At 49.9% G+C, this 353-nt stretch carries 2 rRNA genes; both read left to right on the top strand.

Features of this window, described 5'->3' with window-relative positions:
• Window positions 1-120, top strand: a 23S ribosomal RNA gene (locus HPT30_RS00590); the annotation flags it as partial.
• Between the two features lie 129 nt (window positions 121-249).
• Window positions 250-353 (top strand): 5S ribosomal RNA (gene rrf, locus HPT30_RS00585); the annotation flags it as partial.

The raw sequence follows: 353 nt of genomic DNA, 5'->3' as shown, positions 1-353 counted from the left end.
CTCAAGATGAGATTTCCCAATTAGTAAGACCCCTTGAAGACGACGAGGTAGATAGGTTGGAGGTGGAAGTGCAGTAATGCATGGAGCTGACCAATACTAATCGGTCGAGGGCTTATCCTATAGTTAGAATGCAAATTCGTTTCGGATTCAGTTTTCAGGCGATTAAGCCTGCCTTAAGCTGCATGTCCTTTCTGAGGACTGATATTTTCTCGCAGCGATTTCGAGAAGCGGTAGCTTCGAAAAATCATGTTTGGTGGCGATGGCGGAGGGGTTCCACGCGTACCCATCCCGAACACGACCGTTAAGCCCTCCAGCGCCGATGGTACTTGGACCGAAGGGTCCTGGGAGAGTAG

Origin of the sequence: Paenibacillus agri, assembly GCF_013359945.1 — a bacterium.
GTDB lineage: Bacteria > Bacillota > Bacilli > Paenibacillales > Paenibacillaceae > Paenibacillus_AQ > Paenibacillus_AQ agri.
This window is presented reverse-complemented; position numbering and strand designations above follow the sequence as displayed.